The sequence below is a fragment of the Colwellia sp. BRX8-7 genome (assembly GCF_014077275.1).
GTDB lineage: Bacteria > Pseudomonadota > Gammaproteobacteria > Enterobacterales > Alteromonadaceae > Colwellia_A.
In genome coordinates, this window is record NZ_JACGVP010000160.1 from 1 (window position 1) to 206 (window position 206).

Below are 206 nucleotides of genomic sequence, written 5' to 3' on the forward strand. Positions count from 1 at the left end.
TCTCACTGAAGGTGAGTTAACTTTAAATACCGATGGTAGCTATACTTTTACTCCGAATGATAACTTCAATGGTGCTGTTCCTGTTATTACATATACAGTTACCGATGGTGCTGGTGATACACAGAGTTCTACCCTAACAATTTCAGTAACTCCAGTGTCAGATTTAAGTGATGATAGTGAAACGGTTACGATAGCTGAAGATACAA

1 protein-coding gene is annotated in these 206 nt (G+C 37.9%); it reads left to right on the forward strand.

What is annotated here, in order from left to right:
• Positions 1–206: cadherin-like domain-containing protein (locus H4J57_RS19780; protein ID WP_182244018.1), on the forward strand; the 206-nt coding region annotated here is incomplete at both ends.